Annotated in this window: 27 protein-coding genes; 5 read left to right on the forward strand and 22 right to left on the reverse strand. The window is 53.8% G+C overall.

All coding sequences use genetic code 11. The annotated features are described in order from the left end of the window. Positions 1-19: 19 nt before the first annotated feature. The 7 genes from spoIIIAF to PSAB_RS16715 form a co-directional block, all read right to left on the reverse strand. Positions 20-778: a stage III sporulation protein AF gene (gene spoIIIAF / locus PSAB_RS24645; protein WP_025335732.1), complete on the reverse strand. Its 759-nt coding sequence runs from the start codon at positions 776-778 to the stop codon at positions 20-22. 21 nt (positions 779-799) lie between these two features. Further along, positions 800-2,140 (reverse strand): stage III sporulation protein AE, encoded by a 1,341-nt coding sequence (spoIIIAE, locus tag PSAB_RS16690; RefSeq protein ID WP_025335733.1) that lies wholly within the window; start codon positions 2,138-2,140, stop codon positions 800-802. Positions 2,141-2,185: 45 nt separating this feature from the next. Continuing rightward, the gene (spoIIIAD, locus tag PSAB_RS16695; protein ID WP_025335734.1) at positions 2,186-2,575 is read right to left on the reverse strand and encodes a stage III sporulation protein AD; all 390 of its coding nucleotides are present in this window, start codon (positions 2,573-2,575) and stop codon (positions 2,186-2,188) included. 8 nt (positions 2,576-2,583) lie between these two features. Next, a complete protein-coding gene (spoIIIAC, locus tag PSAB_RS16700) occupies positions 2,584-2,787 on the reverse strand; it encodes a stage III sporulation protein AC (RefSeq protein ID WP_025335735.1) in 204 nt (67 codons plus the stop codon). 13 nt (positions 2,788-2,800) lie between these two features. Then, entirely contained in the window at positions 2,801-3,319 is a 519-nt protein-coding gene (gene spoIIIAB / locus PSAB_RS16705; protein ID WP_025335736.1) for a stage III sporulation protein SpoIIIAB, read from the reverse strand. Next, positions 3,312-4,307, reverse strand: a complete 996-nt coding sequence (gene spoIIIAA, locus PSAB_RS16710) for a stage III sporulation protein AA (RefSeq protein ID WP_025335737.1) — start codon at positions 4,305-4,307, stop codon at positions 3,312-3,314. The genes spoIIIAB and spoIIIAA overlap by 8 nt, the downstream gene beginning before the upstream one ends. An 81-nt stretch (positions 4,308-4,388) precedes the next feature. Next, entirely contained in the window at positions 4,389-4,652 is a 264-nt protein-coding gene (locus PSAB_RS16715) for a YqhV family protein (protein WP_025335738.1), read from the reverse strand. A gap of 255 nt (positions 4,653-4,907) precedes the next feature. Here PSAB_RS16715 and PSAB_RS26480 point away from each other — a divergent pair, with 255 nt between their 5' ends. Both PSAB_RS26480 and PSAB_RS26485 read left to right on the forward strand, forming a co-directional pair. Then, complete coding sequence (locus PSAB_RS26480) at positions 4,908-5,369, forward strand: YitT family protein (protein ID WP_338045049.1); 462 nt, start codon at positions 4,908-4,910, stop codon at positions 5,367-5,369. Then, complete coding sequence (locus PSAB_RS26485; RefSeq protein WP_338045050.1) at positions 5,287-5,775, forward strand: YitT family protein; 489 nt, start codon at positions 5,287-5,289, stop codon at positions 5,773-5,775. Before PSAB_RS26480 ends, PSAB_RS26485 begins: the two co-directional genes overlap by 83 nt. A 146-nt stretch (positions 5,776-5,921) precedes the next feature. Here the strand turns inward: PSAB_RS26485 and PSAB_RS16725 are convergent, their stop codons facing one another. From PSAB_RS16725 to PSAB_RS16740, 4 genes are all read right to left on the reverse strand, one after another. Further along, on the reverse strand, positions 5,922-7,175 hold the full coding sequence (locus PSAB_RS16725; protein ID WP_025335739.1) for an aspartate kinase: 1,254 nt from the start codon (positions 7,173-7,175) through the stop codon (positions 5,922-5,924). Positions 7,176-7,577: 402 nt separating this feature from the next. Beyond that, positions 7,578-8,135: an elongation factor P gene (efp, locus tag PSAB_RS16730; RefSeq protein WP_025335740.1), complete on the reverse strand. Its 558-nt coding sequence runs from the start codon at positions 8,133-8,135 to the stop codon at positions 7,578-7,580. A 93-nt stretch (positions 8,136-8,228) separates the two neighbouring features. Continuing rightward, the gene (locus PSAB_RS16735) at positions 8,229-9,302 is read right to left on the reverse strand and encodes a M24 family metallopeptidase (protein WP_025335741.1); all 1,074 of its coding nucleotides are present in this window, start codon (positions 9,300-9,302) and stop codon (positions 8,229-8,231) included. Between the two features lie 125 nt (positions 9,303-9,427). Continuing rightward, positions 9,428-9,919: a YqhR family membrane protein gene (locus tag PSAB_RS16740; RefSeq protein ID WP_025335742.1), complete on the reverse strand. Its 492-nt coding sequence runs from the start codon at positions 9,917-9,919 to the stop codon at positions 9,428-9,430. 226 nt (positions 9,920-10,145) lie between these two features. Here PSAB_RS16740 and PSAB_RS16745 point away from each other — a divergent pair, with 226 nt between their 5' ends. Together PSAB_RS16745 and PSAB_RS16750 are read left to right on the forward strand one after the other, a co-directional pair. Beyond that, positions 10,146-11,081, forward strand: a complete 936-nt coding sequence (locus PSAB_RS16745) for a DUF1385 domain-containing protein (protein WP_144240618.1) — start codon at positions 10,146-10,148, stop codon at positions 11,079-11,081. Positions 11,082-11,088: 7 nt separating this feature from the next. Next, positions 11,089-11,430 (forward strand): hypothetical protein, encoded by a 342-nt coding sequence (locus PSAB_RS16750; RefSeq protein ID WP_025335744.1) that lies wholly within the window; start codon positions 11,089-11,091, stop codon positions 11,428-11,430. A 40-nt stretch (positions 11,431-11,470) separates the two neighbouring features. Here the strand turns inward: PSAB_RS16750 and PSAB_RS16755 are convergent, their stop codons facing one another. The 3 genes from PSAB_RS16755 to mntR all read right to left on the reverse strand — a co-directional run bounded on the left by PSAB_RS16755 (position 11,471) and on the right by mntR (position 14,796). Beyond that, positions 11,471-12,445, reverse strand: coding sequence for a patatin-like phospholipase family protein (locus PSAB_RS16755; RefSeq protein ID WP_025335745.1), 975 nt, complete (start codon positions 12,443-12,445; stop codon positions 11,471-11,473). A 75-nt stretch (positions 12,446-12,520) separates the two neighbouring features. Continuing rightward, complete coding sequence (locus tag PSAB_RS16760; protein WP_025335746.1) at positions 12,521-14,179, reverse strand: family 10 glycosylhydrolase; 1,659 nt, start codon at positions 14,177-14,179, stop codon at positions 12,521-12,523. 191 nt (positions 14,180-14,370) lie between these two features. Then, positions 14,371-14,796, reverse strand: coding sequence for a transcriptional regulator MntR (gene mntR, locus PSAB_RS16765; RefSeq protein WP_025335747.1), 426 nt, complete (start codon positions 14,794-14,796; stop codon positions 14,371-14,373). A gap of 203 nt (positions 14,797-14,999) precedes the next feature. On the opposite strand from mntR, the gene splB reads away from it, so the two are divergent. Then, entirely contained in the window at positions 15,000-16,070 is a 1,071-nt protein-coding gene (gene splB, locus PSAB_RS16770) for a spore photoproduct lyase (RefSeq protein ID WP_025335748.1), read from the forward strand. A gap of 18 nt (positions 16,071-16,088) precedes the next feature. Here the strand turns inward: splB and PSAB_RS16775 are convergent, their stop codons facing one another. The 8 genes from PSAB_RS16775 to PSAB_RS16810 all read right to left on the reverse strand — a co-directional run bounded on the left by PSAB_RS16775 (position 16,089) and on the right by PSAB_RS16810 (position 25,587). Then, positions 16,089-16,802 (reverse strand): cytochrome c biogenesis CcdA family protein, encoded by a 714-nt coding sequence (locus PSAB_RS16775; protein WP_025335749.1) that lies wholly within the window; start codon positions 16,800-16,802, stop codon positions 16,089-16,091. 84 nt (positions 16,803-16,886) lie between these two features. After that, the gene (locus PSAB_RS16780; RefSeq protein ID WP_025335750.1) at positions 16,887-17,690 is read right to left on the reverse strand and encodes a metal ABC transporter permease; all 804 of its coding nucleotides are present in this window, start codon (positions 17,688-17,690) and stop codon (positions 16,887-16,889) included. 318 nt (positions 17,691-18,008) lie between these two features. After that, positions 18,009-18,758, reverse strand: coding sequence for a metal ABC transporter ATP-binding protein (locus PSAB_RS16785; RefSeq protein WP_025335751.1), 750 nt, complete (start codon positions 18,756-18,758; stop codon positions 18,009-18,011). 32 nt (positions 18,759-18,790) lie between these two features. Then, complete coding sequence (locus PSAB_RS16790; protein ID WP_025335752.1) at positions 18,791-19,753, reverse strand: metal ABC transporter substrate-binding protein; 963 nt, start codon at positions 19,751-19,753, stop codon at positions 18,791-18,793. Positions 19,754-19,964: 211 nt separating this feature from the next. After that, positions 19,965-21,995 carry a methionine--tRNA ligase gene (gene metG / locus PSAB_RS16795; RefSeq protein WP_025335753.1) on the reverse strand — a complete coding sequence of 677 codons (2,031 nt, stop codon included), beginning with the start codon at positions 21,993-21,995 and terminating at the stop codon, positions 19,965-19,967. Between the two features lie 455 nt (positions 21,996-22,450). Continuing rightward, positions 22,451-22,714, reverse strand: coding sequence for a membrane protein insertion efficiency factor YidD (gene yidD, locus PSAB_RS16800; RefSeq protein ID WP_025335754.1), 264 nt, complete (start codon positions 22,712-22,714; stop codon positions 22,451-22,453). Between the two features lie 2 nt (positions 22,715-22,716). Continuing rightward, positions 22,717-23,172 (reverse strand): Fur family transcriptional regulator, encoded by a 456-nt coding sequence (locus PSAB_RS16805; RefSeq protein ID WP_025335755.1) that lies wholly within the window; start codon positions 23,170-23,172, stop codon positions 22,717-22,719. Between the two features lie 189 nt (positions 23,173-23,361). Beyond that, the gene (locus PSAB_RS16810) at positions 23,362-25,587 is read right to left on the reverse strand and encodes a copper amine oxidase N-terminal domain-containing protein (protein ID WP_025335756.1); all 2,226 of its coding nucleotides are present in this window, start codon (positions 25,585-25,587) and stop codon (positions 23,362-23,364) included. Positions 25,588-25,669: the final 82 nt, after the last annotated feature.

Raw genomic sequence — 25,669 nt, forward strand, 5'->3', positions numbered from 1 at the left:
AAATCCGATTCGACGGCGCCTACAGCTTCTCGCCACTGCCGCTCAGCACGGTAATCTTCTCGGGGTCCAGACTCCAGTTCTTCTGGAGCATAGCCGTTACCGCTTTGGCGTCGGTGCCGCCCGAGCTCCCGTCTTCACCCGGTACGGCTCCCGCCGGAACTGCCGCCCCGGGGCTCTCTCCGGTCTCCTTCAGCCCGTTCTTCCCTTCGCCGAGCTCGACCTTGATATCCTCCACAGGCTGAACCGTGATTGGAACACTCCCGCTGCTGCCGGGACCCCCTGGGACTGCGCCCTGCGATGCGACTCCTTCTGCGGGAAGCTTGACGACCACCCCGGTGATTACCGGCACGGCACTGTCTCCGGCTCCATTCGCAAGGGCGAGTGTTACGGTCACATTCGCTCCCCGTTTCCCCGTCTCGCCGGCAATCTGCTCCCGCATCTGCCCGGCGATCTGCTGCGCCGCAAGCTTCAGGCTCTGGTCCCTCCCGCCTGCGGCCAGCTTCTGCCCTTCGGCCAGTATACGCGCAAGCTCGGCGTCTTCCGCCTTGCTTTGCCCGGGCGCCCCGCCGTCCGACCGGTTGAAGGCCAGGCTGAGCTCGGAAGCCGCATCGCCTTTCAGCAGCGAGACGATGGGGCTCAGAATCGTAAGCAGGACCAGCAGGCTGAGCACGAGCCTCGCATAGCGCTCCATCGATTTGCCAGGCAGAAGCAGTTCGACGAAGGACGCCAGCAGCACGATCATTATGATTTCCCGCAGCCAATCCCCAAGCCAGCTCATGGTTCTCCTCCTTGTGAAGCTTCATCTCATCATGACCGTAACGTTGCCGGCGGTCAGCAGAATGGTGACGGCCAGAAAAAACATGAGTGATACGGCCGCCAAAGCCGCGAATACATAAATCATGCTCTTTCCGATCGTCTGCAGGCAGGAGACGATCGGCGTGTCGCCCAGCGGCTGCATTACGGCTCCGGCCACATTATAAATGAGGGCCAGCACGAGGATTTTGATTGCCGGAAACGCGCACAGGAACAGGATGATAATGACGCCGGACAGCCCGATGGCGTTCTTCACCAGCAGCGAAGCCGAGATGACGGTATCGGTGGCGTCCGCGAACAATTTGCCGATAACGGGTACGAAATTGCCGGTAACGTATTTGGCTGCCCTGAGCGTGACTCCGTCCGTAACCGAGCTTGTGATGCCCCTGACGGAGATCACGCCCAGAAAGACGGTAAGCAGAACGCCCAGCACTCCCGTGCCGATATTCCGCAGAAGATTCGCAAGCTGGGTCAGCTTGTATTTGTCCGAGATGGAACTGACCAGATGCAGAACCGCTGAGAAGAACAACAGCGGGAACACCATGGTGTGAATCAGCGTGCCGACCGTATGAATCATGAACACGATTAGAGGATGGGTCACCGAGACGGTCACCACATTGCCCATGGACGCGAGCAGCGCGAACAGAAGCGGGATCATCGCCATCATGAAGTCGATCATCCGGTCGATAGCGTCCTTGGCATAGCCGATGGCGATGTTAAAGCTGTTGACCGCAATTACCATCACCACCATGAAGCATAGAGCGTAGGCCACCTTGCTGACCGCCTTACGTTCAAACGCTGTCTGGAGCGTCTCCAGAATCATGCTCAGCACGCTGATCATGACAATTGTGACAAGCAGCTTGCCGTTGTAGAGCACTTCATGCCACATGTACGATAGGAGGCCGGACAGCACATTTTTCAAGCTTAGCCCCTGACCCCCGGGAAGCAGCATATCCATGAGCGAGGGAGTGGCACCGTCCGGAAAAAAACCGCCGTAATCCTTCATCAGTTGATTCCAGTATTTCTCGACTCCATCTTTGGGCAAGTTATCGACTTGGCTCTTTACCCATTGGTCCACCGGCGTTTCGCTCTGACCGGTCTGCGCCCCGCCGGGTGGTCCCGTGGCCGCGCCGTGCCCCTCTGTGTCCGTATCGGCGTAACCCGCGGCACTGCCGGCTTGGCCGACATAAGCACCCGATTGGTCCGCAGGCGTTCCAGTCTCAACTGGCGAAGAAGCGGCCGCCCGGCTCCATCCGATGAACACGAGACAGACAATCAGCAGCGCGACTTTTAGTTTGGGCGGTCGGAAAATGCCACGCTTGTTCATTGCCGTTTCTCCTTTCTTTTGGCGGATGGGCCTTACTGGGACTCCTTATGCCGGCAGCAGCTTCATAACCGTCTCAATAATGATGCCGATGATCGGCACAGCCAGCGTCATAATCAGCACTTTGCCGGCCAGCTCAATTTTGGAGGCAATGGATTCCTGACCCGCGTCGCGTACGATCTGAGCCCCGAATTCCGCGATGTAGGCGATTCCGATAATTTTGAATACCGTCTTCAGGTACACGGTCTCCATCCCCGATGACTCCGCAAGCCTCTGCAGCGTGGAGATTACTCCGCCGATTTTGCCGATCAGAAACAGGAAGATGAGGATGCCCGTTGCGGCCGCCAGCAAGAAGGCGAACATCGGCTTTTGTTCTTTCAGTACCAGAATGAGCACGGTCGACATCAGCCCGATTCCAACGATTTGAATGATTTCCATGGCGCGGCCTATTGAAAAAGAAAGATCGTCTTGATTTCCTGCAGCAGTCCGTCCAGCATCCGGATGACCATGAACAGCACGACGACGAAGCCGATAACGGTCACCCAATGAGCAATATCTTCTTTGCCCATCTGCTTGAGAACGGTATGAATCATGGCGATAATGATGCCGATGCCGGCAATTTGAAAGATCGCGTTGACTTCAATGTTCATTTCTGGCACCTCGCTAAAAGATCAAAATGACGATGAGCGCCCCCAGCAGAAGTCCCAGACTTTTGCTTACCTTTTCGTACTTGGCCTGGTCTTCGCGGGCCGATATTTCCTCCTGCTTCAACTGCTGTAGCGCCAGCGCGATATGATTCGTCTGATGGCTTCGGTCGCTGGTGCCGAGAGTGCAGCTGAGCTGCCGGAGAACCTCCTGCTCCGGGATTTTCATCGCGGTCGCCCTCCAGTGCGTTTTCATCGCCCGGTCCAGCGCTTCCTGCGCGGTCAGGTTCTGTGGCGGGCTCATTCCTTCAGCCGCCGTGACGAGCAATCCCCGCAGCGGCTCCCTTGTCTGTACGGCGATTCGTTTGAGCGCCTCCGGCAGCGGCGTATAGCCGTACATAATCTCGGTCTCCAGCCGCTGAAGCGCTGCGATCAGGCCGCGGATCTGGCGGGGCCGGTCCGCATATTGGCTGGCTCTGCGGAAGCCGGCCAGCGTGGCCGCGAGCAGGATCATCGCGGCTCCCAGAAGCTTAAGCATGGCATTCGCCTCCTTTGCGTTCTCCCGGAGATGCCGGAAGCGGGCGTTTGCGGCCGTCCAGCACCCGAAAGGTCAGCTCGCCTGCAGACCGGCGGAGGATGACATACCTTTCGAACACGCCCAGTTCGATGATCGGGCCAAGTCCGGGCCTTAGTGCCAGCTCGGACACCTCGCGGCCGTGAGCTGCCGCCAGAACCGTAATTCCGGCATGCAGCGCCTCGGTCAGCGCCTCGGCGTCCTCCGGCCGGCCGATCTCGTCGGCGATCAGCACATCCGGCGAAAGGGAGCGGATCATCATCATCATGCCCTCGGCCTTGGGACAGCCGTCCAGCACATCGGTGCGCGGTCCGATATCAAAGGAAGGGACCCCTTTTCGGCTTCCGGCGATTTCGGAACGCTCGTCCACAATTCCTACCTTAAGGCCGGGGCGACGCCGGGAATCTCCCGCACTCCCGGCGGAAATCTGCCGGGCAAGATCGCGTAGCAGCGTAGTCTTGCCGTGCTGGGGCGGTGACAGGATCAGCGTATGCATGACCCGGCGGCGGCTGTCGTCCAGCAGGAGCGGCAAAATTCGGTCGGCGACGCCGGGAATCTCGCGCGCAATCCGGACGTTGAATCCGCCGATATCCCGCAGATGGCCCACGCTGCCGCTGCTCAGCACCGTCCGCCCGGCCAGTCCGATGCGGTGTCCCCCCGGAATGGTGATGAATCCCTTGCGAAGCTCTTCCTCCATCGTATAGAGCGAATGATTACTAATCAGGTCAAGCATCCGGTGGCTGTCCTCCCGATTCGGCTTGTACGCTTCTTCCGGCTCCAGCGTCAGCCTGCCGGCTGCGTCTACAAAGTGGTAATTCCCCGCATAATTGATTTCCAGCGGCCGCCCTTCCCTGATGCGGATTTCTTCCACCGTCTCAAGCAGCGGGAGCGGGAGCCGGGAAAGCGCGGCTTTCACTTTTTCAGGAAATATTTGGAGCCAGTCCAAAGCCATAAGCCGTACCCCCAAGTCGTTTCTATGGAATGCTTTATTCCATATCTATGCTTGTACGTCTGCAATATGACTACCAATCTATCATTTCTTCAAAATACCGATTAAGAGACACGTTACGCCGGCCGCCACCCAGCACAGCTTGCTCGGAGAGAGATTCTGCGCCATGCCCGTAAGGCCGATGGCCGTTGTCAGAACGAGCACGGTCGGACCGACCAGCGCCAGCGCCGAATTGACCGCTAATGCCTTGTCCACCTGATTCAGCCTGAGCATAATGAGCGCGGCGGTAATCTCAGCACTACCAGACAGCAAGCGCAGAATGGCCATCCAGCTAACATACTTGTCCACCTTTGTCCAACTCCTTCCGACCGGATCGTTCCAATTCAGTCTTTCGAAACGGCCGCTTCCCGGCTGTAGTTCATAGATATGCGGGATTGTCCCGCTTTAGACAACAAGAATTTAGGATAAAACCAGATTCGGTAATCCACTATATAGATGAGAAAGAAGACATTTTAAAAAAAACTGATAGAAAATTATTATCGGTATGATATAATATTTTTAACGAAATAATAAAACAGTCACGCCACAGAAAGGAATGCTTTCATGCACACCCGTCATCCTGAAATGTCTATCCGATTCGAAAGTCTAACCAAAACAGCCAGAGAAGTCGCCACAGTCGTTATATCTGCCCTTCTGGTCGCCGTCGGTCTCAAGCTCTTCCTTATCCCTCACCAGCTGCTTAGTGGAGGCGTAGCCGGAGCGGCGTCCGTCATCGGTTACTTGACCGATCCCAAGTATATTTCGCTAATCTACTTCGGTATCAATCTTCCTATTCTGCTCTGGGGGTTCGTTGCCGTTGGAAAAAAATATATTTTCCTCAGTATGCTCTGCGTCGCCTGCACGACATGGTTTTTGACGATTATTCCTCAGATGAAAGTAACCCAGGATCCGATTCTGGCCAGTATTTTCGGCGGGGTCATTATTGCGGGGGGGCATCGGTTTCTCCCTTCGGGCGGGCGGCTCGTCGGGCGGGTTCGATATTCTGGGGTCAATCATTACGCGTAAAAGAGACGTTCCGATGGGAACGGTTCTGTTCATTATGGACGGATTGGTCCTGCTGACCCTCGGCTTTATGAAAAGCTGGGATTCTGCGCTCTATGCCATGCTGTGTACATTTGTAAAAAGCCGGGTGGTCGATATGATCCATATCCGGCATGTCAAATTAACCTGCTTCATCGTGACTAAACGGAAGGAAGAGATGCTGGAGCGGTTGAATCGGCTTCCCCATGGGGTGACCGTTGTCAACGCGGAGGGGGGTTACAGCCACGAAGGAAACACGATGCTAATGACAGTCACCACGCGTTACGAGATTTCGGAGCTTCGCAAAGCCGTTATCTCCGTCGATCCGAGCGCCTTCGTGAACGTGCTGGAAACGGTGGAAATTCTGGGGAGGTTCAAACGGCTGGCCTAACCGGCCGCTTCAGCAGAATGAACCCGTTAACAGCTCATCGCAAAAAAGGGACTGTTACCAAAACCATGCCAGGCTTTGGAGCAGTCCCTTCATTTGTTTAGTATTAGACGCGGATAAACGTTCCGCTTTAAGAGCTTATAACCGGATTAGCGGCGTTCCTGAGGACCGCCTACAAATACTTGCTGGTCGGTATCCAGCCCGTACGCCGTATGCAGCGCCTGGATGATCTCCGTAAGCTTACCGGATTCCACGACGCAGGAAACCTTGATTTCGGAGGTGCTGACCATTTTGATGCTGACTCCAAGACTCGAAATCACATCGAACATCTGTGCCGCCACGCCAGGATGGCTGACCATACCGGCGCCGACGATGGAGATTTTGACCAGATTATCTTCCGAGGTTACCTCGCGGTACGGCAGTTCTTCGCGAATCTGACGGATGACCTCTTTAGCCCGTTCCATTTCGTCAAGCGAGACGGTGAAGGAGAAATCCGCTTCCCCATTCTGTACGCCGCTCTGCACGATGATATCTACGTTAATGCCCACATTAGCCAGCTTGTTGAACACCCGGGCCAGAACGCCGGGAACGTCAGCCACTCCCGAAATGCTGATGCGTGCTACATTTTTGTCATATGCGATGCCGCTAACGGCCACTCCCTGCTCCATGCTTGCTTCCTCCTTCACTACAGTGCCTTCATTATAATTAAAGCTCGACCGCACAACCAGCTTCACCTGGTACCGTTTGGCGTATTCCACCGCGCGCGGATGCAGCACGGCGGCGCCCAGATTGGCGAGCTCCAGCATTTCGTCGTAAGAGATCTCCGTAAGCTTGCGCGCGTTCTTCACGATGCGCGGGTCTGTGGAGTAAACCCCGTCGACATCCGTATAAATTTCGCAGACATCGGCTTTGATAGCCGCAGCCAGTGCAACTGCCGTCGTATCGGAACCGCCGCGTCCAAGCGTTGTGATCTCGCCGCCATTGGTCATTCCCTGGAAACCGGCGACGATAACAATCTTGTTCTTCTCCAGCGCTTCCAGCACCCGACCGGGGACAATCTCGTTAATCCGCGCCCGTCCGTGCGTCTCGTCCGTGCGGAAGCCGGCCTGCCAGCCGGTATAAGATACAGCGTCGCGTCCAATGCCGTTCAGGGCGATGGACAGCAGCGCAATGGAGATTTGCTCTCCCGTCGTCATCAGCATATCCATTTCGCGCGCCGGCAGTTGGCTGCTAAGCTGCTTGGCCTGGTCGATCAGGTCGTCGGTGGTATCCCCCATGGCGGATACGACCACGACGCAGCGGTGGCCTTCGTCCTGCTTGTCAGCAATGCGTTTGGCGACCCGCTTCATACGCTCGATATCTCCGACGGAGCTGCCTCCGAATTTCATGACATAAAGTGACAAAGCATCATTCACTCCCAATTTCAATTTCTGCTACCCCTTGAAACATACGGTTTCCCGCTTTAAACCAGTATAATACGAAAGTAACCGATTGCGTTAGTTATTTTGCAAAAAAAGACGTCAACCTTTATTTCCAAAAAACAGCCCCTCGAATCTCATCCGATTCTCACGGGACTGTCTTTATTGATGGCCTTGGTTTCTCGCAGGCTCCGGCTAAACCTGCCTATGTCCGGCAGCCATCTTGCGGCAAGCCTCCACGCAGGCGATGGAAGCTTCTTCGATCGCAGCGCTTGCAATTCCTGGCTTCATGCTGTCTTATGTATATTCGGCCTGTTCTCTTCCTGAAATACCAAAGCCTCCCTGCACTGCGCTGCGGGAGGCCCGGATCACATTCTAGCTGAAGAACTAAGCGCGGGAAATATACTTGCCTTCGCGAGTGTCGATCAGGAGAACGTCGTTCTCGTCAATGAAGAGCGGCACCTGAACGGTCAGGCCGGTCTCCAGCTTGGCCGATTTGGTTGCGCCCTGAGCAGTGTTGCCTTTAACGCTCGGCTCGGATTCCACAACCTTAAGCTCCACGCTGGTCGGGAGGTTGATGCCGAGAAGCTCGCCCTGGTAGCTGACAATGTTCACCGTCATGTTCTCCTTGAGGAAGTTCAATTCCCATTCGAGCTGATCGGCTTCAAGGCTGAACTGGTCATAGGTTTGGTTGTCCATGAACACATGCTCGGAGCCGCTCGCATACAGATATTGCACGGCGCGGTTCTCGATTATCGCGCGGCCGATCGTTTCGCCGGCACGGAACGTACGCTCAACGGTGTTGCCGTTGCGCAGGTTCTTCAGCTTGGAGCGGACGAACGCCGCGCCTTTACCCGGTTTGACGTGCTGGAAGTCCAGCACCGTGAAAATATCGCCGTCCACCTCAACGGTCAGGCCTGTCTTAAAATCGTTAACGGAAATCACTAATAAACCCCTCCTGAATTCATAAATAACTTGTCCTTATTAGAACAATTAAACTCTTAAGGTCGCAGCCTGCGCAGGCGGCATAACCGAAGTTTACAATACTGTGTAGTCCTTGGACGAATGGGTCAATCGCTCGACGCCGTTCTCCGTGACGACTACATCATCCTCAATGCGGACGCCCCCAAGTCCCGGAACGTAAATGCCCGGCTCTACAGTGACGACCATTCCCGGCTGCAGCACATCATCGCTGAGCTTGGACAATCGCGGCCACTCATGCACTTCCATGCCCAGGCCATGGCCAAGACTGTGTCCGAACTGCTCGCCGTATCCGTAACGGGTAATGATATCCCGAGACAACGCGTCGCATTCCTTGCCGGTCATACCCGGCTTGATATGCTCCAGCGCGTACAGCTGAGCCTCCAGCACGATGTCGTAAATTTCCTTCAGCTTCGGATCGGGACTGCCCAGTGCGATCGTCCGAGTAATATCGGAGCAATAGCCGTCCAGCAGCGCACCGAAATCGAACGTTACGAATTCATTGGTCTGAATTACTTTCTCACTCGCAACGCCATGCGGCATCGCGGACCGCTCTCCCGAAGCCACGATCGTATCGAAGGACGATGAGGTCGCCCCGTGGCTTCGCATGTAGAACTCCATTTCCAGATCGACGTCCCGCTCGGTCATGCCCGGCTTGATCACGTTCAGAATGTGCCGGAACGTGTCGTCCGCAAGATCCGCTGCTCTTCTCATCACGGCCAGCTCGTCTTCATCCTTGATCATGCGGAGCTTCTCAACGGCCTGGGATACCGGAACGAGTTCGGCCGCCGTCTTCAGCGCTTCGGCGTAAGAGGCATAGGAGCCGTAAGCGACATGATCCTGCTCGAATCCGAGACGAACCTGCCCGCCTTTCGGCAGCAGCTCGCTCACCGTATCGATAAATTTCGGGCCATGCTGTACGACCTTAAGCCCTTTACTCTGTTCCGACGCCTGAGTCATATAGCGAAAATCGGTCAGCAAATAGCTTTCGTCGCCCGTAATCAGCACATAGCCGGATGAACCGGTAAAACCGCTCAAATAGCGGCGGTTGATGCCGCTCGTGATCAATATCGCGTCCAGACCTTGATCCTGCACTACCTTCCGCAGTTTGGAGACTCGGTTGTTGCCCATCATCATTCTCCTCTCGAAAATAGCCACATTGTATTGTAACATAGGGCCATGCCGCCTGAGAAGTTTTTTTGATGGATAAGAATGCCTTTTTCGCCCCGGCTTCCGGCTAATTGTTTACCGGATCGTCAAGCTAATCCCGCGCTGCTCTCCCGTTTTCGTTCGTCCGTATATTCGGTCGCTGCCGTATAGCCGATGAACAATCCCCACAACAGGTACAGGCAGAACTCGCTGATGACCGAATCCCAGGGAAGCCGGAAAGGCGGCTGCATCAGAAAGAGCCAGGAGCCTGCCAGAAAGAGAACGGACCACCAAAGAATGCCGTAGAGCATCCCCGCCCATGGCCCTTTAATTTTGCGGAATAAGAGAACATAGACGATGGAACAGAGAACCGAGAAGCCGATGAACAGCAAATAGCCCGCCAGCTGCCCGGCGCCTGTCACCAGAAATTTATGCCGAAAAAAAGGCTCTCCCAAATACCCGGGAATCACCTTCGTAAACCGGAACACAGAGAGCAGCCACTGAATTCCGCCCCAGATCAAGCCTGCAAAAAAACCCGTCTCAATTGCAAAAAACAGCGGATTCGTCTTCGGCCGCCGCTGACTCACCGTATTGCCCATTTTCGCCTCATTCCCCGCTTTCTACTATAGTACAGGTCCCGACCTACGGCGGCGATCCTGCATATTGGCTAGTATGTACAGGAAAGATTGATCCAAGTAGAAATGTAAACAAAAATTAGTTACAATAAAGAATATAAAGAACATCACACTATTTTTTTACGGGAAGGTGAATTGGTTGTCCCAGGAAACTCCGAGTTACGGCGGTCAGGCCGTCATCGAAGGCGTTATGTTCGGCGGCAAGCATGTCAATGTGACAGCCGTACGACGGAAGAATCAAGAGATTACTTTTTTGGAGGTGCCGAGAAGCGAGAAGAGCTGGGTGAAGAAGCTGCGCAAGATCCCGCTGCTCCGGGGCCTTGTCAGTATTATAGATGCCAGCGCCAAGGGCTCCAAGCATTTGAATTATTCCGCCGAGGCTTATGCGGAAGACGAAACTGAGCCCGAGAAACTCGCCAAGCAGAAGGGGAAAGAAGAAGGCTGGAGCCTGGGCATGATTCTGGGCGTAGCAGTTATGGGTATTTTATCCTTCGTTTTCGGGAAGGTTATTTTCACCCTCGTTCCTGTATTTGTTGAAGATATTTTGTTCCGCAATGCATTTGACAATTATATTCTGCACAACCTTATTGAAGGAGCCATCAAGCTCGTACTGCTGCTGGTCTACCTCTGGGCCATTTCCCAGACTCCTGTGATCAAGAGACTGTTTCAGTATCACGGCGCGGAGCACAAGGTTATCAGCGCATTCGAAGCCGGCGACGAATTGACGGTCGAGAACGTACAGAAGCACAGCCGGCTGCATTACCGCTGCGGCAGCAGCTTTATGATGCTAACGATTGTGCTGGGCGTCATTATTTACTCCATTGTGCCTTGGCATACTCTGGTGGAACGAATCGTGCAGCGGCTGATCCTGCTTCCGCTTGTTATCGGCGTATCCTTTGAAGTGCTGAAGGGCACCAATGCCGTACGCGAACTTCCGGTGCTGCGCTTTCTGGGTTATCCCGGACTCTGGCTGCAGCTGCTCACAACAAAGGAACCAAATAACGAACAAGTGGAAGTGTCGATCGCATCCTTCAACCGCATGCGCGAACTGGATGCGGCCATCGAAGCAAATGGATATCAGCAATCTAATGTAACCGGAGGCATATTGGACCCTGCGAAAGGATGAGTGGCCTATGAAACGGCATGCTTTGATTTTTTGGAGCGCGATACTGCTAGCGGTTTTCGGTCTCGTATCGGGTTTGGCGGCAGAGGGCCTCTACTCGCTTAGGGGCTTTGTCATTCCCGTCCTTCTGTTCCTTGTCTTGTACCTGCTCTACAAGTTCCCGCCCCGCCGGTATGCCGCAAGCGGCCGCCGGTCCAGAATCAAGGTAAAGCCTTCTCAGAAGACCATGGCGAAGGTTGCGGGCACTAGAAAGAGCCAGCCGCCGGCCGGCAAACGCAAAACCTATCCGTTTCGGGTTATTGAAGGCAGCAAAGGAAAGAACGGCGAAGAACAGCTGCCCAAGTATCATTAAAGCTTTAACGCATGGTTTGGTTTGGCGTCCTCACATTCCTTCAGGAGTGCGAGGACGCCTTTTTATTCACAACGAGCTGCTTATACGGCTGCCCCGGACGCCATTTCTTGAAAAACTCCGTCCCCGCCCGGTAACCGGAATCGTACAGCGCATTGCTTTCTTCAGGAGTTAGCTCGAATTGGACTGTACCAATGCCTAACGTGGGAATTTTGACGGTGCGGACGGATTTTTCCTGCTCGATATAACGCTCGTCATGCGCCGACAGCATCGTGCCGACAAGCGCCTGAAGCATGCTGAACGGTCCGGTAATCCGGTGAGCCTGCGGCTCAGTACGTCCGACCATCTGGTAGCCGACAACCGGTACCTTTGCCGTTCCCAGCGCTCCCTTCTCTTTTTCATCAAACAGCCACATCGGGAAGTTGCTCAATAGCCCCCCATCCACCATGTAGACGAACTGATCGGCAAAAGCTTTGCCCGCCGCCGCTTTACCGTTTCTGCGCAGCATCACAGGGTCGAAAAAGTATGGAATGCTGCAGCTCATGCGCACCGCCTTGGCCACCTCGAAATATTCGGGGTTGATTCCATATTCTTCGAGCCCGTCAGGCAGGACCACAAGGCGCCCGTCCGTAATGTCTGAAGCGATAATCGACAGCTTGCCGGGAGGAAGATCCCGGAAGGAGATAATCCCTTTTTGCCGCAAAACCCCGCTTATCCAGGATTCCAGCGCTTCTCCGGAGTACAGCCCTTTTTTCAGCAGGACCCGCAGGGCCGGGCCGATCAGCTTCGTATTGAAGACGGGCGACCGTTTCAAAAAAGAGCGGAAGGAGGTTCCCCGGATAATCCGGCTCATCTCCCCTCCGCTGTATCCGGCTGCCAGCAGTGAGGCGACAATGGAGCCCGAGGAGGTTCCAGCGACCCTTCCGAAAGTAATGCCTGCCTCCTCCGACGCCTGAACCGCTCCCGCAAGCGAAATCCCTTTGACGCCGCCGCCTTCGAACACCGCATTAATCTCCATATACTACAATCCCCCGTTCCCATAGGCTTATACTGCTTATCTATGAGTACGGGGGATTATTCATGCCTTGAAGCGTTACGATTTAAAATAAAACGTCAGCAGGCTGCTCAAATCAGCCGGATTCCGTACGACGATGTCGCTCGCCCGGAAGAGAATGCTTCCCTGCACGGCTTCGTATTTCTCATTATATTTTAATTGATTGATGATTTGCTCGCCGCTCTGCCATTCCGGGCTCTTGTCTACACCCACCTTATATGCCGCCTGGCCGATATACAGCTTCACACCCGTATTCCGCACCTCATTCACCCACCAGTCCACCAGCTTATCGTATCTCGCCTTGTCAAAGGACAGGCTCCAATAGATTTGCGGGGCGACATAGTCGATCCAGCCCTGCCGGATCCAGGTCCGCACATCGGCGTACATGTCGTCGTAAGCAGACACTCCGGCCGAAGTATCTGAGCCTGTAGCATCCTTACTTATATTGCGCCAGACGCCAAACGGGCTAATTCCGTACGAAACCGCGGGCTTAATGGCATGGATCTGATTCCCCAGCTCGCGAACGAAGTCGTTGATGTTCTCCCGCCGCCAGTCAGCTTTGCTGACGATGGCTTTGGGATTATACGTCTGAAACGCGCTGTCATCGTCAAAAGCGGAAGACGGGTAAAAGTAATCGTCGAGATGAACACCGTCGATGTCGTACCCTCTCACGACTTCCAGCACCGTGTCGATAATGCTCTGTCTGGCCTCGGGAATTCCCGGATTGATGTACAGCTTATTGTCCGCCTTGACGATCCAATCCGGATGCAATTTCGCAACATGATTGGCCGCAAGCGCTGCTGTCCCGGAATCCGTCGTCGCCCGGAACGGATTGAACCAGGCATGGAACTGCATGCCGCGATCATGCGCCGCGTCCACCATGAACTGAAGCGGGTCATATCCCGGGTCCTTTCCCTGGGTGCCGGTCAGCACCTTCGACCAGGGAACAATCGAGGACGGATACAGGCTGTCTCCGCTTGGACGCACCTGCACGAATACGGCGTTGAAGCCGATCGCCTTCAGCTTGTCGAGCAAGCTGCCGAAATCTTTTTTCTGCTGGTCGATCTTCCCGTATGAAGACGCCGAAGGCCAATCCAGGTTAAAAATGGTGGAGATCCATGCCCCTTTCATCGCCTTACCCCCGGTGCCCGGAATGGCCGGAACCGACGGCACAGTCGGCGCCGGTATGGTTGGAACCACAGGTACCGGTATAGTGGGTACCGTCGGATTCACCGGATCTCTCACCTGCGGAGGCTCCGCTCCCGTATACAGCGAAATTTGCTTCGCCGCGTGATTCCAGACGACCTGAAGCCCAAGCTGCTCCGCCACGAACCGGATCGGCACCATAATCCGGCCCTGACGGATGACGACCGCGTTGTCCAGTGAGACGGAAGCGCCGTTGACCAAAGCCGTTTTTTTGCCGCTCGTGAGCTTTAGTTCATTGTCGTCTTTGGCGATCGTAACAGTCTTGACGCTTTGATTCCACTGCACCTGCGCGCCAAGCCCCTTGCTGATCACCCCGAGCGGAACCATGGTGACATATTTGGCCGTAATATAAGGCGGCACATCGCTGGCCAGCGTCATTCCGTCAAGCTCCAGTGTGATGACAGCCGAAGCCGCCCGGGCGGCGCCCGAAGACAGCAGTGGCACGAGTAGCAGCAGCAATAGCATCCCGATGAACCCTTTTTTCAGTTTCATAATTCCTCCCCCAAAATTGCAGTCCTGCATTATACTACAAGTTTGGACGAGAATAACCGAAAAAGGTTGCGCATAAACAAAAGAAACGGATGACCGCCCCACCCGGGACTGGCTCCGTTTCCGGTCTTTTGAAGTATAGGTACCGGAGAAAACGGAACCCGTTCCATTAGAACGGCTGCCGTTTCTTCCAGCTAAGATTCGCTGTAAAGCTCCTGGTGAATCTCATTCAGTGCCTGTATTCGGCTGGGATCGCGGCGGAAAAATTCAACCAGCGATTCGATGCAGGTAATGGAATCCCAGCTCAGGTGATGCTCAATTCCCTCGACATCCCTGTAAATATTCTGCTCCTGTACGCCGATCATCGCGAGAAACTCTTCCAGCAGCTTGTGCCGGTCGACCAGGCGTTTGCCTACTTTTTTTCCTTTGGTGGTCAGGACGAGTCCGCGATACTTCTCATAGATGAGATATTCGTCCTTATCCAGTTTTTGGATCATTTTGGTGACGGAAGAAGGATGCACCTCCAGCCCTTCGGCAATATCCGAAACCCGCGCATATCCCTTTTCATCAATCAACTTGTATATGCGCTCCAAATAATCCTCCATGCTGGGTGTTGGCATGCAATTACCTCTTTTCTATATTTCCATGGCGCCAAAGGCCAAACCTTGATCTACCAATGATACATGTTTCTCCCCGAGCTTGGCAAGTCGTAAGCGCACAGGAAGCTTCCGTACACACTGCATATGATTTCCAGGGTTCCCGGAACTGTAAATTCGTCAAAATAAGCTTATCCCTTTTTGTGAAGGAGTGTGAAGTGATGACAGTGCTGACGCCCGAACGTCCGGTTCCCGGAAAGCCAGGAAAACCGACGGGGCTGTTTATTCCGGAGCTGGTGTATTTTGAGCCGGCCGCGCTCTCATACCCGAAGGGCGAGCGGATTATGAAGTGGGTTCGCGAACGCGATATTCCTTATCGTATGACGACTTCCCATAACCGGATTACCAATTTGCCCGGAGAAGGTGAACTGGAGCAGTACAAAATCGCCAAACGGACCCTTGTTGTCGGCGTCCGCAAGACCCTGGAGTTCGACCAATCGAAGCCGTCTGCGGAATATGCCATCCCTATCGCCACCGGCTGCATGGGCCACTGCCATTATTGTTATTTGCAAACAACGCTTGGAGCCAAGCCCTATATTCGCGTCTACGTCAACACCGGCGACATTATTGCCGCAGCCAAACGGTATATCGAAGCGCGAGCGCCCGAAATTACAACCTTTGAGGCGGCCTGCACCTCGGACCCGCTTGGGATGGAGCATATCACCGGTTCCCTTGCAGAGCTTATTCAGTTCATGGCAGAAGAGCCTCTCGGCAGGCTGAGGTTTGTGACAAAATATCAGCATGTCGAACCGCTTCTAGGGCTTGCACATAACAATCATACCCGTATCCGGTTCAGCGTCAACGCCGATTATGTGATCCGCAATTTCGAACCGAACACGGCGCGGTTTGAAGAACGGATCGAGGCTGCCGCGCAGGTGGCCCGGGCAGGTTATCCGCTGGGATTCATCATAGCACCGATCATCTGGTATGACGGCTGGCAAGAAGGCTATGCCGAGCTGCTGGCCAAGCTTGCGCAGGCCCTTCCCCCCGAGGCAGATAAAGACCTGACCTTCGAAATGATTCAGCACCGTTTTACCAAGACGGCCAAAGCCATTATAGAGAAGCGCTACCCGAAGACCAAGCTTGAGATGGACATCGAGAAACGCAAAAAGAAATGGGGCCGATGGGGGCAAAATAAATTCGTCTATCAGGACGAGCAGCAAAACGCCCTGCGTGAATTTATCACAGAGCGCATTTTTGAGTATTTTCCGGCAGGCCGGATCGATTATTTTACCTGACTATTTAACCGGTTGTTCCTAAAATTTAAGCCAGCCCGGGGTAATGCTTTGAAGCCAGATCGTAATCCGGAACATCTGATCCGTGAACAGCAGGATGCCCATAAACACCATCAGTGCCCCGCCTATCTTCATTAAGGGACCTGAATATTTCAGCAGCCGCCGCGCCCCCCCGACAAAGAATGCCAGCAGAAAAAAAGGAAGCGCGAATCCGATACTGTAGGCTGTTATCAGCTTCAGCCACGTTCCCGGCTCACTCGCCGATAGAGCGATAATTGCTGTCAGGATCGGACCGATGCAGGGAGACCAGCCTGCCGAGAAGCCGATGCCAAAGATGAAGGAACCAAGATACCCTGCGGGTCTGCGGCTCAGTTCCAGCTTGCGCTCGCGCATCAAGAAACGGGGCTGAAAGATGCCGAGCAGGAACAGTCCCATTGCAATGATCAGAATGGCGGACAGCTTCCGGATCAGCTCGCGCTGCCCGATGAAGAACTGCCCGAATACTCCGGCTCCGAAGCCAAGCGTATAGAACACTGCTGAGAATCCGAGAACAAAAGCTAGCGCATGGCCGAGTGTCCGATAACGGGCTTCCCTCCGCTGTTCACCCGATCTCAGCTGCTGTACCGACAGCCCGGTTATGTATGATAAATAAGAAGGATACAGCGGCAGGCAGCAAGGGGAAATGAATGAAGCGAGACCTGCAGCCAAAGCGATTCCCGCGTTAATGTCGGACATAGCGGCATCTCCCCTTCTGTCACTTTACCGGCAGCCTTCGGGCTTCCGGTTATTACTGTAGAGCCCTCTTCTTCCGGCTAATAACTATACCCTGATTCCTTTTTTGGCAATCAGCGTCAGCACGAGCAAAGCAATCAGCAGCAGCACAATTGTCGCTCCCGGCGCCAGATTCCAGATTCCCGCGATGACCAGCCCGATGACTACGGCGATTTCCGCAATGACAACGGACAATATGACCGATATCCTGAAGCTGCGGGCCCATAGAAGGCTGATGGCCACCGGAATTGTCAGAAGCGCGGACACCAGCAGTGAGCCGACGATCTTAATGGCCGTACTAATGACAAGCGCCGTCAGAATCGTAATCAGCATATTGAGCATCTTCACGGGCAGTCCACTGACGTTGGCCGCGTCTTCCTCGAAACTGAGCAGAAAGAACTCTTTAAAGAACACCGTCACAACGGTGATCACCGCAACGGTTACGATACCGACGACCAGAAGATCCGCGTTGTCGAGTGTATAAATACTGCCGAACAGGTAGCTGATCACATCGGCGTTGTACCCTTTTCCCAAGGTGAAAAATAAAGAAGCCAGCGCGACACCGCCCGACATGATCACGGCGATCGACAGCTCCGCATAGCTCTTGTAGGCTTTACGCAGCTTCTCGATCGCAAAAGATGCCGCGACAGCAAAGATCAATCCCGCCCCCAGCGGATAAAAGCCGGCCAAAAATCCGAGCGCTACCCCGGCGATCGTTACATGGGCGAGTGTGTCCCCAATCATCGACAGCCGTCTAAGCACAAGAAAAACGCCCATTAACGGCGCCGTAATGCCAATCAGCAATCCGCCTGCAAGCGCCCGCTGAAAAAAATCGCTTAGTAGTATATCCAATGTGAAGTTTCCCCTCCCAAACCCTCCCCACCGGGGAGGGCCCCAAGGGCAGCTGCCCTCTGGACACCCGCAAATGGCGAAGGTGTGAAGGAGGGCGCTCCCTGGGACTGTTTGACTCATGATCGCTTACGTCCCAAAAGGCGGGACACGCTTAACCTGCTGACGTACTTAGGATTAAAAGACTAAAAGATAAAAGGCTTAAGATCAAAGGCATGATCGGCTAATGTTGTACAATGGCCGATCTTGAAAAAAAGAACAAGTGCAAAAGACAAAGATCAAAGACCTGATCAGCTGATGTTGTACAATGGCTGATCTTTGTTATGTGAGCGTATGCTGCAGGTCTTCGGCGGCGCAGTTCTGAAGCTCGTGCGAATGATGGGAATAAAAATTAATTTTTCCGTTTCGCTGAACCGGGTCTTTACCAAGATAGTTCTGGATCATATCGATGTCATGCGACACCATCAGGAATGTCATATGATGATGGGCATGCATATGCGTAATCAGCTCGAAGAACGCCGCCTGTGTCTCCGTATCGATCCCGACCGTAGGTTCGTCCAGTATGAGCAGGTCCGGATGGTTAATCAGCGCCCGCGCCAGAAATACGCGCTGCTGCTGGCCGCCGGATAACATGCCGACCCTCTTGTCCTGAATGCCCTGTATGCGCATTACCTCAAGCGCGTCATCACATTTGCACTGCTGGGCGCGGGAAATGCGGCGGCAGACATTTTTATTGTTATAAAGACCGGACATGACCACTTCCCGCACCGTGGCTGGAAACAGAGGGTTGAACGCATTTTTTTGCGGCACGTACCCGATTCGTTCCCAATCTTTAAACTTCTTCACCGGTTCTCCGAACAGACGGATTTCTCCTTTGGTCGCGGGAAGCAGGCCAACGATCATTTTAAGCAGCGTCGTTTTGCCGGCTCCGTTCGATCCGATAATACCGACAAAATCGCGTTCTCTCACGGTAAAATTCAAATCGGAAATGACCTTCTGTTCCCCGTAGGAGAACGAGAGGTTTTGTATATTGATCATATGCTGGTGGCAGTCCAGGGATACCGGTTGCATGACAATCCACCCTTTCACGTAAGCTTTCTACCTTATTTTAAAGCCAGAATCAGATTTTGCAAATTTTTCTCCATTAGAGTGAAGTAATTATCATTGTTTTTCTCCTGCTGTTCTGTGAGTCCCTCCACCGGATTTAGCACCAGCGTTGACACCCCTGCCTCGGAGGCCAGCGTCTTGGCCAATTTATCCGAAACCAGCTCCTCGAAAAAAATATATCGGATACCGTCTTGTTTCACCAATTCCGCCAGCTTCACCAAATCCTGTCCGCGCGGCTCGGCGTCCGGGGATAACCCCATAATTGCGTGCTGAGTAAGTCCGTAGTCTCGGCACAGATAGGCAAAAGCCTGATGAGAAACAACGATTTCTTTATTCGGAACCTTGGCCAGCTCGCTTTCGAACTTCGCATCCAGTGCCTTCAGACGCTCCGCTAATTTGCCGAAACGCTCTTCATAGCCATCCTTATGAGCGGGATCAGCCTGCACCAGACTGTTTTTAATATTTTCAGCCATAATTAGAGCGGACTTCGGACTCACCCAAGTGTGCGGATCGGTATGGAGTGAGTCACCGGAAGCTTCTTCGCCGCTCTCCCCGCCATGATCGTGATCGTCTTCTTCATTTGTCATAATATAATCGATGCCTTTGCTTACTTCGACCGCCTGCACCTTGCTGTCGCTTTCGAGGCCCTTCAGAAAATTCGGCACCCAGCCTTCCAGCCCCGCACCGTTATAGAGAAATAGCTGCGCTTTCGAAGTGTTCACAATATCTTGACTGCGCGGTGTCCAATCATGCGGCTCCACACCCACCGGCAGCAAATTGATAGCATTAACGTCTTCTCCGCCGATTTCCTTCGCAAACTCATAGATCGGATAAAATGTGGTTACCACATTCACCTTGTCCTCCACAATCGTTCCGCTGCTCTTCGGGCCGCACCCGGACAGCAGAACCGCAATCAGTATAAGCGGAAGAATAAATCCTTTCATTCCTTTTCCTAGCATATTGTAGCGTTCTCCTCCTGATCGTAATCTTTACTATTAGCATTATAGTCGTAATCATTACGATAAGTCAATCGCCTACTATTCATTTTAGCGGGAATCTCGAAATCTATACCTCTACTCACCTCTATTCATAGAAAAAAGCAGCCCGGTCCAACGACCAAGCCGCTTTCTCCTTTAAAACTTTTTAATCATCCGCCCTGCTTCTTCTAATCTACTTGACAATGGCGCCGTTCGGCATCGAATCTGGCACCGTCGCAATCGTAAGCTGATCGCCTTTGGAAGCTGCCAGAATCATTCCCTGTGACAGCTCGCCGCGCAGCTTCACCGGCTTCAGGTTCACAATGCAGATCACCTTGCGTCCGACGAGCTCCTCCGGCGTATAGAACTTGGCGATGCCGGAGACAACCTGGCGCTGCTCATAGCCGAGATCGAGCTGGAGCTTCAGCAGCTTGTCGGCCTTTTTGACCGGCTCGGCGGAAATGACCTGCGCAACACGCAGCTCGGATTTGGCGAAATCCTCAATGCCGATTTCCGCTTTATGCTCTTCTTCCGGCTCGGCAGCAGCGGCCGATTGCGCGCCGGCGGCCTCAGCGGGAGCTTCCGCTCCGGCTTCAGCTGCTTTCTTGCCTCCACCCATTGCCGATGAGATGTAAGCGACCTCCTGCTCCACGTCGAGACGCGGGAAGATCGGCGCTCCCTTCACCAGCTTCGTGCCGGCCGGGATTAGGCCGAATGTCTTGCCGCTGTCCCATGTGGTCAGTTCGCCCGGGGTGATACCGAGCTGCTCCCAGATTTTCGCCGGAGCCTGGGTCAGGAACGGCTGAAGCAGAATCGAAGCTGTCCGAAGCCCTTCCGCCAAATGTCTCATCACGGAAGCCAGTTCCGGCGTCTTGCTCTCATCCTTGGCCAGCACCCACGGCTGGGTCTCATCAATATATTTATTCGTCCGGCTGACGAACGCTCCAATCGCGGCCAGTGCGACGGAGAACTCCATATTTTCCATCGCTTCTTCCACTTTCGCGTAGGTTTGAGCCGCTGCGGCTTCCAGTTCCCCGTCAAATGCGGTGACTTTGCCTTCATAGGCCGGAAGCTCGCCGCCGAAATATTTGTCGATCATAGCGACAGTGCGGTTCAGCAGATTGCCGAGATCGTTAGCCAGGTCGTAGTTGATCCGGTCCACGAAGCTTTCGGGCGTGAACGTGCCATCGGAGCCAAACGGAACCTCGCGCAGCAGATAGTAACGAAGAGCGTCAAGACCGTAGCGGTCGATCAGCGTAACCGGGTCTACTACGTTTCCCTTCGATTTGGACATTTTGCCTTCCTTCATCAGCAGCCAGCCGTGCGCGAACACCTTCTTCGGCAGTGGCTCGCCGAGCGCCATAAGAATAATCGGCCAGTAGATCGTATGGAAACGGACAATCTCCTTGCTCATGAGATGAACATCTGCCGGCCAGAATTTGTCGTATAGACTGCGGTCCTCGGAGCCGTAGCCAAGAGCGGTAATATAGTTGGTCAGCGCATCAATCCAGACATAGACGACATGCTTCTCATCGCCCTTGACCTTCACGCCCCAATCAAACGTCGTCCGGGATACCGCCAGATCTTCCAGGCCAGGCTTGATGAAGTTATTGATCATTTCATTTTTACGGGATTCCGGCTGGATAAAATCCGGATTCTCCTCATAATACTTCAGCAGCCGGTCCGCATACTTGCTCATTTTAAAAAAGTAGCTTTCTTCTTTCACCAGTTCCACGGCATGACCGCTGTCCGGGCTTTTACCGCCAATAATCTTGCCGTCCGCGTCGCGGACAATATCCACAAGCTGCGTCTCCGTATAAAAGGTCTCATCTGAAATGCTGTACCAGCCTTCGTACTCGCCTTTATAAATATCTCCCTGCTGCAGCAGCCGGTCAAAAATATCCTGAACGACCTTGGTATGCCGCTCTTCCGTCGTGCGAATGAAGTCGTCGTTGGAAATATCGAGCTTGCGCCACAGATCCTTGATTCCGGCCACGATGTCGTCCACAAACTTCTGCGGCGTCTTGCCCGCTTCCTCAGCCTTGCGCTCGATCTTCTGGCCGTGCTCGTCCGTTCCCGTCAAATAGCGGACCTCATACCCCCGAAGCCGTTTGTAGCGGGCCATGGCATCACCGGCAACCGTCGAATAGGCGTGTCCGATATGCAGCTTGTCACTCGGATAATAGATTGGCGTTGTTAAATAAAACGTGTTCTTCTGGCTCATTTCCGTCATCCTTTCTTTTGTTGCAGCTGTTAGCCGCACTGCCGGTGCATCCGGCCGGTTCGTACTCCAAGACACTCTACCGTCTATATCAAGCACTTCTGGAGCGCTGCACCTGCTGTACAATCTTTTTGCCCGCAAAAAAACTCCCGCCCCCATATGGGGCGAGAGTTATCTCACGCGTTACCACCCAAATTCTCCGCCTCTTCACAGAGCGCGGACTCTTCCAGTTCCCGCAGCGGGAACTGCCCATTAACGCTGGATCACGCCGTAGGCTTACGCAGAGGCTTATGGAGCCTCAGATCGCTCGCGAGCGGTTCCTCCCGGACCATCTTCCATCTGACGTTCCAGACCGGCTTGCACCTGCCCCGGCTCTCTGTACTGGCGTCCCGATGTACTCATCCATTCGTCGGAAATACATTATTATTGAAAAATATAACCAATATAGCTTACCAATGTCAAGTAGAGCGTTCCGCCTTCTTCCCGGTAATCTTGCTCTTCGCCGGTGGCACCGGATCAAGCCCGCCCGGATGAAAGGGGTGACAGCGGGCAATCCGTTTGGCGGCAAGCCAAGAGCCCTTGAGAGGTCCGTGCACTTCCACCGCTTCGAGCGCATACGCCGAACAGGTCGGATAGAACCGGCAGGTAGCCGGCTTCAGAGGGGAGATGAAATTACGGTATAGCCTGATCGGAGCCTGTGCCGCTTTTCGTCCGATTCCCATACTTATTTCGCCTCTTCTCCGCGAGCCGCTTTGTCCTCCGCCCCCGACTCCTCACATTCTCTACAATACCCGAATACTTCGAATTTATGCTTCACCACCCGAAATTGATCGGGCGTATCCGTCATATTCATCGGGCAGAAAGAGATGGGGTACGTCTTCTGGCACTGGAGACAAATCATATGGTGGTGGTGATGGTCCTGGCTGCAGCTCGCCTTGAATTTGATTCCGTCCTCAAAAACGATCTGCTCCAGCACCCCCAGCTCTTCCATAACACGCAGGTTGCGGTAGACCGTATCGAAGCTTAGTCCGCTGTACTTGCGTTCCATATGTTTATATACATCCTTGGCGGACAAATAACCCGTATTCTCGCCGAACAATTTGGCAAGCGTCTTGCGCTGATCGGTGATTCGCAGTCCCTGCTCCGACATGGCCTCCAATATCTCTTCTGTCGACAGCATAAGCTCATCTCCCATAACATAGAGGATCAAGGTTTAACCCATCTTTTAATAATGCCTCAAAAAAATTACGCCGTCAATGAAGGTCAGTATACCCCTGTGTTTTAATTTCCCGGAAAATAAAAATCCCGGCAGCAAGCTTTAACAACCACTTGTGCCGGGAAAAAATGTATACAAATGATGACGAATCCGTTATTCCGTCTTCTGAGGCGGAAGCGGCATGAACAGCAGATTAATTGGCAGATTGCTTCCCGAAGCCGGGGTAAACACGATTTCTACCGTCTGCTCCAGGTTGCCGGTACGGTATAGGACGCTGTTCTGGTTCGGGGCATCTACCGCGCCCGCATTGGGGGCTTCAATGATATTGCCGTTGACCAGCAGCGGTCCCTGGTACTTTCCGCCGCGCGGATTGAGTGTAATCAGCGTGTTCGGGGCGACACGGGTAAGCGTTATTTTGTAGACAACGCCGAAGTTGCCAGAGTTGGATGCTTCCGTGCCCGTTAGCGCGTCCATGCCCTTAAGGTTCAGGTCCGTGTTGTTATCCCCCAGAACCAGTCTTGAAGGCGCCTGACCTACCGGATCGGTGACCGTAATGATTCGGTTTGCATCCGGGTACGTTCCGCGGTTATGTACACCGTCGCGATCCAGGTAATTTAGGGTCGGCAGAGTTTGCAGCGGATCCTTGGTGGCGTCGATCATGATGATGGAGTATTTGACCGGATAATCGCTGAATACATCGGACATCAGTGAAATGACTTGCCCAGGCTTCATCGTCACATTGTTGATTGCAGTCAGAACCGGTTTGCTCTCGCCGGGCTGCAGCGTGACATTATCGTAAGCACCGCCCAAAGACATGGATTGCAGGTAGGTTTCGATCGACTTTTTGCCAGTGGCTGTCGGAATATCCAGCGGCCCGCCAAACCCGGACTGCTGAGTTGTAATCGTTGCCGGGTACATATTATCGTTCGTTGCGATTACATACATCTTCATGTTCGTGGACATCGAATTCTTGTGATGGACCATAATCCGGGTGCTGCCCATCGCCGTCTCTTGATAAACAATGCCTTCCGAATTCACTGTTTCGGGACTATTGCTGCGGATCAGTGTAATCGGGTCCGAGCTGACGGTATACGTGACCTTATTCCATGTCGGAACTACACTTCCGATGATTGTATAAATATCGCCCAGCGGCACAAAAAGCTTGTTAAAGTCTTCCTGACTGTACAGCACTTCGTTCGTAATGTTGATTACCTTCTCAAAAGTGCTGCTGTGGCCGTGGGTATCGGTGACCGTCAGCTGAATGGGAACAGGGCCCGGGTTAAAAAAGGCCAGCGCGCGATTGGACCATGATTCGGTCAGCGCATCCCCGTCCGGATCAGAACTGATATTCGTAATAGTAATCGGCTCACCCATTTTGTATTCGTCTTTATTTGTTGTAAACTGCGCTACCGGAGGCTGATTCGGCTTCAGAACATTGATGGTTACCGGATAGGGGTCGCTCCATTGGCCATTTGAATCCCTAACCGAGTAACTGACTGTATAATAGCCGGGCTGCGCAAAAACGTCCTGACGTCCTTCCCAACGCTCCTCAACGATGGTCGCTCCATTAAACGCCTGGCTGCTGGTCACATAATTGACCGTCGTTTCTCCTGCAAAAATCTCGGAAGGCTGCACGGTGAAGGATGCCTTTGGCTTTGTCTGCAGAGTCAGGATGACTCGTTTCTGCACATAATCCACTGTGTAGGGAATGCCAAGCGCCTGCGTAATCGAGGTCAGCGGCACCATAAAAGTATTCTTATACTGGTAGGCCGGACCTTTCATCAGAGTGGCTTTACCGTTCACTGTATAAATCTTGCTGTTTGTCTTGAAACGAAGCTCGTTGCCGTCTTTGATGATAATCGTTTCTTTCGTTGCTCCGTTGTAGGTCAATTTCAGGCCCACACGCTCGACCATTGCCCGAATGGCCACGTTAGAGACACCATTCTTCACTGCCATCGGCTGTCCCGCCAAATACAGGACTCCGTTCATATACATCTTGTTGCTGTTCATCATCAGAACAAGCTGGCCGCTCCCTGCTGTGCTGGCCGGAATCTGTACGGCTGGAGCTCCGGTCGGCAGTGGCGCCCCTGAAGGCTGAGGCGAAGCGGATGGCAGCGCAGAGGCTGACGGTTCCGGAGTCGCGCCGGGCTGCTCCGTCGTTGGCGAAGCCTCAGGCGATACTGTCGGGGCTGGGGACTCGGTTCCCGTTAATGATGCAGCAGTAGCTGACGGCGATGGAGAGGATGCAGCATTGGCAGCTGCGGTTTTGGCTGCTGTCGATGCCGGTGCCGATGCAGCGGACTCGGCGAACGCCGGAAATGCCGAAGCCGCCTGTGCCACCGTTAGTACAGCAATTAAAGCCAGTTTTCTAACATTCATTGGTATGACTCCTTCTACTCCCTTATTAGTAAATAAAAAATCCATGACCGTATGGGCTCAGCCGCTCTTTATCTTTAAGGCA

It is taken from the genome of Paenibacillus sabinae T27, assembly GCF_000612505.1.
GTDB classification, from domain to species: Bacteria; Bacillota; Bacilli; order Paenibacillales; family Paenibacillaceae; genus Paenibacillus_AQ; species Paenibacillus_AQ sabinae.